The sequence below is a fragment of the Mesorhizobium sp. M7A.F.Ca.US.006.04.2.1 genome, from assembly GCF_004022915.1.
GTDB classification, from domain to species: Bacteria; Pseudomonadota; Alphaproteobacteria; order Rhizobiales; family Rhizobiaceae; genus Mesorhizobium; species Mesorhizobium ciceri.
The window spans coordinates 1-7,155 of the sequence record NZ_RZQA01000271.1 but is presented as its reverse complement, the minus strand read 5'-3'; the positions used below and the strand labels follow the sequence as shown (position 1 = coordinate 7,155).

Genomic DNA, 7,155 nt, shown 5'->3' with positions numbered 1-7,155 from the left:
ACGCTGCAGCTCGACGATTCCTTCGATTTCAGCGGGCGGATCGGCGGCATCACCAATGACGACAGGCTTGAGCTCGAGGACATCCTGTTCGGCGCGGGAACGACGGCCGTCTACCAGGCAAACCAGGATGGCAGCGGCGGAACGCTGACCGTTTCGGACGGCACCCACGGTACCGCGCTGCATCTGGTCGGCAGCTACGATGCGAACGGCTTCAAGCTTGCCGATGACGGCCAAGGCCATACCGCCGTTTCGTACAATCCGGCGGAATTCACGCTGACGGGCGTTGGCAATGGAGCAATTTCAAGCGACTTCGTGGTGTGAACCAAAAGGCCGCCGCCAGCGGCGGCCCACCTGGCCTGATGCGTATCGAGTGGGGTTCTGGACGTGGATAGCAAATCTCGAATTGTGAAGGATGCGCTTCGGGCCTGCCGCCGCTATTTCCTGGTAGCGGCGGCGTTCAGCCTGGCCATCAATCTGCTCTATCTCGCGTCCCCACTCTACATGCTGCAGATCTATGACAGGGTCGTCACCAGCGGCAGCGAAACCACGCTGGTGATGCTGACCCTGGTGTTGCTGGCGGCCTTTCTTTCGCTGGCCGGCCTCGACCTGGTGCGCGCCTCCATCCTGACGCGTGCCAGTGCGCGGCTCGACCGGCTGCTGTCGGCAAAAGTCCTGGCCGCGTCGGTCGAGACCCCATCGCCCGGCTCGTCGCCGAGCCAGCCCATCCGAGACTTCGACACGTTCAGGCAGGTCATCACCGGCAGCGGCATCCACGCTTTGTTCGACCTGCCATGGTCGCCCATCTACATCGGCATCATCTTCCTGCTGCACCCCTGGCTCGGCTTCTTCGCGCTGGGCTGCTCGCTGCTTCTGGTCGCCATGGCGGTGCTAAACGAATATATCGTGCGTTCGCCGCTGAAGCAGGCCAACGACCTGGCGACGACTAACTATAATTTCACCGAGATGAGCCTCAGAAACGCCGAAGTCGTTCGCGCCATGGGGATGATCGACGGCCTCATCCGCCGCTGGGGACGCGACCGCAATTTGGCGCTGCGGCGCCAGGCGGAGGCAAGCGATCGCGCCGCACTGATGTCGGGTCTGATCCGTTTCCTGCGGCTCACCATGCAGTCGCTGATCCTCGGCCTCGGCGCCTATCTGGTGATCGAGCGGCAGATCACCGGCGGCACCATGTTCGCCGCGAGCCTCTTGCTGGGCCGGGGGCTGCAGCCGGTCGAGCAGATCGTCGGCCTTTGGCGCAGCCTGATCCTGGGGCGGGCGGCGTTGGCAAGGGTCGAGAAGCTGGTCGACGGGGGCGCGCAGAGCGAAAGATCGTTCAACCTGCCCAAGCCCACCGGCAAGATTTCGGTCGAGCAGGTCAGCTTTGCAATCGCCAGCCAGCAGAAAGTGCTTCTCCGAGACGTATCGTTCCGGCTGGAAGCAGGCGAGACGCTGGGAATCGTCGGCCCTTCCGGCGCCGGCAAGTCGACGCTGGCGCGTCATCTCGCGGGCGTCATGCAACCCAGCCGCGGTACCGTCAGGCTGGACGGGGCCGACCTGTCGCAATGGGGACACGACGCGCTCGGCGACCACATCGGCTACCTGCCGCAGGATATCGAACTCTTCTCCGATACGGTCGCCGCCAACATCGGCCGCTTCAAGACCAATGTCGACCAGGAGGTCATCGAGGCCGCGCGGCTCGCCGGCGTGCATGAGATGATCATCCGCCTGCCGCAAGGCTATGAGACGCAGATCGGCGAAGGCGGCGCAGTGCTGTCAGGAGGATATCGCCAACGGATTGCTCTTGCCCGCGCAGTGTTCGGAACGCCGAACCTGATCATTCTCGACGAGCCCAGCTCCAATCTCGATGCCGATGGCGACCGCGCGCTGAGCGACTGCGCGATCGAACTCAAGCGCCGCGGCAGTACGGTGATCATCGTCTCTCACCGGCCCTCGACCCTGGCGAATGTCGACAAGATCCTCCTGTTGCGCGATGGCGCCGTCGAGGCCTTTGGCATGAGAAACGAGATCGTGGCGCTCCTCAACCAGCGCGCGGCTCCAATGGCGGTGGCAACGCAATGAACCGTGTTTGGAGAGAGCGATGAGCGACGGCGCGCTTACCTACCGGAGCCTGCCTGGCGACGCCGGTATTCTGGCCCCGGATTCGATCCGGGTGCCGGCCTATATCGGTCTGCTGATCATCGTTGCTTTCTTTGGCATCTTTGGCGGCTGGGCGGCCTTTGCCCCGCTGAACGGCGCCGTGCTTGCCGACGCCATCGTCAAGGTGGATGGCAATCGCAAAAGCGTACAGCACTTCGACGGCGGTACGGTGAAGGAGATCCGCGTCAAGGATGGCGACGTCGTCAGGAAGGGCGACATCATGCTGAAGCTGGACGACACCAGGATTCGGTCCGAGTTCAATCTTTATGCCCAGCAATATGCGCTGTTGCGCGCAACCGATGCCAGGATCCGAGCCGAACTGGACGGCAGCGAGGTTGTTGCCTTTCCCAAGGACATTCTCAAAGAGCACGAAGACTACCTTAGGGATGCAATGGCAAACCAGATCGCCGATCTGGAAAGCCAACGCGCCTCGATGGCCGGCGCCAGGCAGATCCTCGAGCGGCGCATTGCCGAACTCGAGGAGCAGATCCAGGGCAAGCAGTCTCGGGTCGAATCTTACCATGCCCAGTTGCAATCGACGATCAACGAGAAGGCCAGCCTGTCGAAGCTGCTCAAGGCCGGATTGACGACCCGCCCACGCATCCTGGAGCTGGAAAGATCCGCCTCGGATCTGCAGGGCCTGATCGATGAGAACCTCGGCGCGATCGGCGGCAGCCAACAGAGCAAAGCCGAACTCGAAAGCCAGATCGCACAATTGACAAATGAGCGCCGAGCCAAGCTGTCGGCCATGCTGATCGATACGCAATCGAGCCTTTCCGACCTCGTGCCCAAGATGTTTGCCGCCCAGGCTGCCATGGACCGAGCCGAGGTGCGCGCGCCGTATGACGGCCAGGTGATGGATCTCAGCGTCTTCTCGATAGGCGCTATCGTTTCGCCGGGCCAGACCATCCTCGATATCGTGCCGACCGAAAATTCGCTGATCGTCCAGGCCCAGATTCGCGTCGAGGACATATCGAACCTGCGACCCGATATGGCTGCCGAAGTTCGTTTTACATCCTACAAGCAGCGCTCAATACCCATAATTCATGGCCGCGTCACCCGCATTTCGGCGGATCGCATTACCGACAGCAAGACCGGGTTTCCCTACTATCTTGCCGACGTAGCGGTCGATCCGGTGGAATTGGCAGCAGCCCCACAGATTGCGCTTTATCCGGGCATGCCAGCGTCAGTCATGATCGTCACCGAGGAACGCACCGCGCTCGACTACATTCTGGGCCCGCTGGTTGTGTCGTTCCACTCCGCCTTTCGCCAGAAATGACGGATTAGCCAAGCGACTTCGCTTTTGAGGTGATTCTGACGCAGAGCAGTCGGAGACAAGCCGACAACCAGTCGCTCATGGTCTGCATGTTCCCTGCCGACAGCCCCTCTGTTTCTTTGGTGCTGGATCTGATCATCCTAGATGTTTGATCCCGGGCTTTATGGAGCATCCTTGTCTCCCGAATCAAAGGATGCGCTATGGGCCAAGTTCTGCATGGGAGCGCCAAAACGACAGAGGCGGTCCGTCGAGCGATACAGCATAGTCAAGAGAGCCTGAGGGGGCTGGCCAAGCGCTACGGGATCAACCGGAAGACGGTTGCGAAGTGGAAGAGGCGAGCTTCGGTCGCCGATCTATCGACTGGTCCGAAGGAACCGAGATCGACGGTGCTCTCGATTGAGGACGAGGCGGACATTGTCGCTTCCCGCCGCTACACGCTGCTGCCACTCTTCCGTGCGGTGCGCACGGAACTGCAGGACATCATTTCCGCCCACATCTGGAAGCCGACAACTTTTCCTGAATGAGTGTGCGAACAGAATGCATGGTTCCAAGTCGGCTGGCGGTTTGCGCGCCAAGGCTGGTTTGATCAGCTGCACACTGATCGTGACGACAACTGCAACCGTCGCGAGCTCCGGTCCTGGGCCAACCGACCACATAAGTTTATTCGTTTTTGACCAATACGCGCCGGTGAATTCCTGTAATCTTCGGAACAACACCGGGACAACCGGGTCAACCAGAAAGGTCGGGGAATGAAATACGTCGTCGATACGATCGGCGGTCCCGCAGGCGGTGATGCCTGGCAAGCCGCCGTTACCGAAGCCTATTTTCCGCTCGACACCGAGTATCGGAACCGTCGCGAATTTTCAGGCACGCTGGAAACCTTCTCGCTTGGGCTCGTCAGCGTGTCTAAAATGCGCTGCGATGCCGTAAGCTATCGTCGCCACCGCCGCCACTTCCTCAACGAGCGTGACGCCAGCCTGCTCATCACGATCCCGGAGATGTCGGAGGTGAATTTCTCGCAAGGGTCGAGAACCGTCAATTGCAGGCCGGGGGGCTTTCTCGTCGAGCGGGGAGATGCGCCTTACGAATTCTGGCACGGCAAGCCAAACGCGCTGTGGGTCCTCAAGGTACCATCATCGAGCGTTCGGGCACGGATCGGATCCGCCGAACGGCTCAGTGCGCTCAGTTTCGACGCGACCCAAGGCATCGCCGCGCTCTTCCTCGACACGGTGCGAACCACGATCGGCCATCTCGATGAGATCACTGAAGTCGCTCGTGAGATGATGGGCAGGCACATCCTGGAAATGCTGTGCCTGTCGATCGTGAGCGACGATCGCGTGCTGGACAGCAGCATCTCGTCGATCCGGGCCGGCCATTTGCATCGTGCCGAGCAGTATATTCGCGACAACCTGAAGAATTCCGACCTCGGCCCGCAGGCGGTGGCTGATGCCTGCGGCATCTCCCTGCGTTACCTGCAGGTCCTTTTTCAGGACAGCAACCAGTCGATCAACGGCTTCATCCGCGACGCCCGGCTTGAACTTTGCGCCGAGGAGCTGATGTCGGTGACCAACATCAGCAGCGTAGCCGAGATCGCTTACCGCTGGGGCTTCGCCGACCAGTCCCAGTTCTGCAAGCACTACCGGACGCGGTTCGGCTGCGCACCGACGGATACCCGTCGCGAAGCAGCGATCCGGGCGGGCGGCTCTTCGGCCTCGCGAGAGCGCCACTAGTCCCAACGAAATCCGGGCCAATTCCACCATTCATGCAACGTCTCCCCGGCAAGGGGCGACGAAGGCGGGGCTTTGCCCGCAAGACCTTGCGAAGGAACTGTCATGAGCCGAATCAGAGTTGCCGTCGATGTCGGAGGGACTTTCACCGACATCTGTATCATGGACGAAGACAGCGGAGCGATCCGCATCGAAAAAACCGCCTCCACGCCTGACGATCCCATGCAGGCCATCATGAATGGCGTGGAGCAGGGGCGCATCGATCTTTCGGAGGTAACGATGTTCTCTCATGGTACGACGGTCGCCACCAATGCGCTGATCACCCGCCGTCTGCCGCGCACCGCAATGGTCTGCAGCGAGGGTTTTCGTGACGTTGTAGAGATCCGTCGCGCCAACAAGGAAGATCTCTGGGACACCTACAAAGATGTCGCCAAGCCCTATATCCCGCGCCGCGACCGGCTGACCGTCCGGGAACGGGTCAGTGCCGAGGGCACGATCCTGGAAGCGTTGGACGAAGAGGCCGCGCGTCGTGTCGCGGAGATTCTCAAGAAACGGCAGGTCAAGTCGATCGCCGTCTGCTTCATGAACTCCTATGTCAACGGCGCCAACGAGCGCCGCATGCGTGAGATCCTGAAGGAGGCAATGCCGGATCTGCCGGTCTCGATCTCCTCGGAGGTGATGCCGGAAATCTTCGAGCACGAACGCTTTTCCACCACCATGGCGAACGCCGTCTGCGCCCCGGTCGTCGTCGACTACGTGTCGCGTCTCGGAGAAAAGCTTGCCGACGCCGGATACAAACGAGATCTCCTGTTGCTGCACAGCGGTGGCGGGGTCATGACGCCCGCGAGCGTCAAGGATTTCTCAGCCCGGCTCGCGGGATCCGGCATCGCCGCCGGAGCGATCGCAAGCCGCTTCATCGGAAATCTCTGTGGCTACCCGAACTCGATCGGCTTCGACATGGGCGGCACCAGCACCGACGTCTCGCTGGCCTGGAACGGGGAGTCGCGCATCACAAAGGACTGGTACATCGAATTCGGATATCCGATCCGCTTCCCCTCCATCGAGGTATTGACCATCGGTGCGGGCGGCGGGTCGTTGGCATGGCAGGACGAGGGCGGCAGCTTGCGCAACGGACCGCAGTCCGCTGGCGCCTTTCCAGGTCCGGCCTGCTACAAGAATGGCAACCGCATTGCCACCAACACCGATGCCAATGTGGTGCTCGGCCGTCTCGGCACCAGCCTTGCGGGCGGCAAGATCACGCTCGACCCCGCTCTGGCCGCCGAGGCGGTTCAGGAGACGGTGGCGGAACCCTTCGGCATGGAACTCCACCAGGCGGCCGAGGCGATCATCGCCGTCGCCAACGCCAATATGGGCAATGCCGTCCGGCTTCTCTCCATCAGCCGAGGCTACGACCCGCGCGACTTTGCGCTGGTCGCATTCGGCGGTGCTGGCGCTTTGCACGGAGCGGCTGTGGCCAAGGAGCTTTCGATTCCAACCGTGATCGTACCGCCCAATCCCGGCGTTACCTCCGCGCTCGGTTGCCTTCTCGTCGACGTGCAGCACGATTTCTCCGAAAGCTTCATGGCCGATGCTTCGACTGTCTCGCCCGCCGAGATGCAGGCAGCCTTTGTTCTGATGGAAAAACAGGCGGTTGAGCGTCTGGGCCATGAGGGCGTGGCGCAGGAAGACATGGCGCTGCAGCGCACGGTCGAGATGATGTACCAGGGCCAGTGGCGCTCGCTCGCGGTGTCAGCCCCGGCGCGCATCGAGAGCATCTGCCCGCTGATCGAGGCATTCCACAACGAACACGAGCGCGAGTTCAACTACCGCCGCGAAGACGCGCCGGTATCGATCTTCCGCATCGCGGTCAAGGCGATCGGCATCGTCCCGAAAGCCGAGATACCGCGACACGGAGTCTTGCCTCATGTGCCCGAGCCGCTCGGCCGCCGCGGCGTCTGGTTCGACGGCGTATCTCATGATGCGGCTGTCTATGAA

General features: G+C 61.6%; 5 protein-coding genes and 1 pseudogene. All 6 read left to right on the top strand.

What is annotated here, in order from left to right; genetic code table 11:
* The coding region (locus tag EN925_RS16205) for a hypothetical protein (protein WP_164894232.1) at positions 1–321 on the top strand (321 nt) is incomplete at its 5' end.
* A gap of 63 nt (positions 322–384) precedes the next feature.
* The gene (locus tag EN925_RS16200) at positions 385–2,079 is read left to right on the top strand and encodes a type I secretion system permease/ATPase (RefSeq protein WP_013533172.1); all 1,695 of its coding nucleotides are present in this window, start codon (positions 385–387) and stop codon (positions 2,077–2,079) included.
* A gap of 19 nt (positions 2,080–2,098) precedes the next feature.
* Positions 2,099–3,436 carry an HlyD family type I secretion periplasmic adaptor subunit gene (locus EN925_RS16195; RefSeq protein ID WP_063171488.1) on the top strand — a complete coding sequence of 446 codons (1,338 nt, stop codon included), beginning with the start codon at positions 2,099–2,101 and terminating at the stop codon, positions 3,434–3,436.
* Positions 3,437–3,633: 197 nt separating this feature from the next.
* Positions 3,634–3,882 (top strand): annotated as a pseudogene (locus EN925_RS16190) (IS481 family transposase); the annotation flags it as partial.
* A 300-nt stretch (positions 3,883–4,182) separates the two neighbouring features.
* On the top strand, positions 4,183–5,163 hold the full coding sequence (locus EN925_RS16185; RefSeq protein WP_127367131.1) for a helix-turn-helix domain-containing protein: 981 nt from the start codon (positions 4,183–4,185) through the stop codon (positions 5,161–5,163).
* A gap of 102 nt (positions 5,164–5,265) precedes the next feature.
* The coding region (locus tag EN925_RS16180) for a hydantoinase/oxoprolinase family protein (protein ID WP_164894231.1) at positions 5,266–7,155 on the top strand (1,890 nt) is incomplete at its 3' end.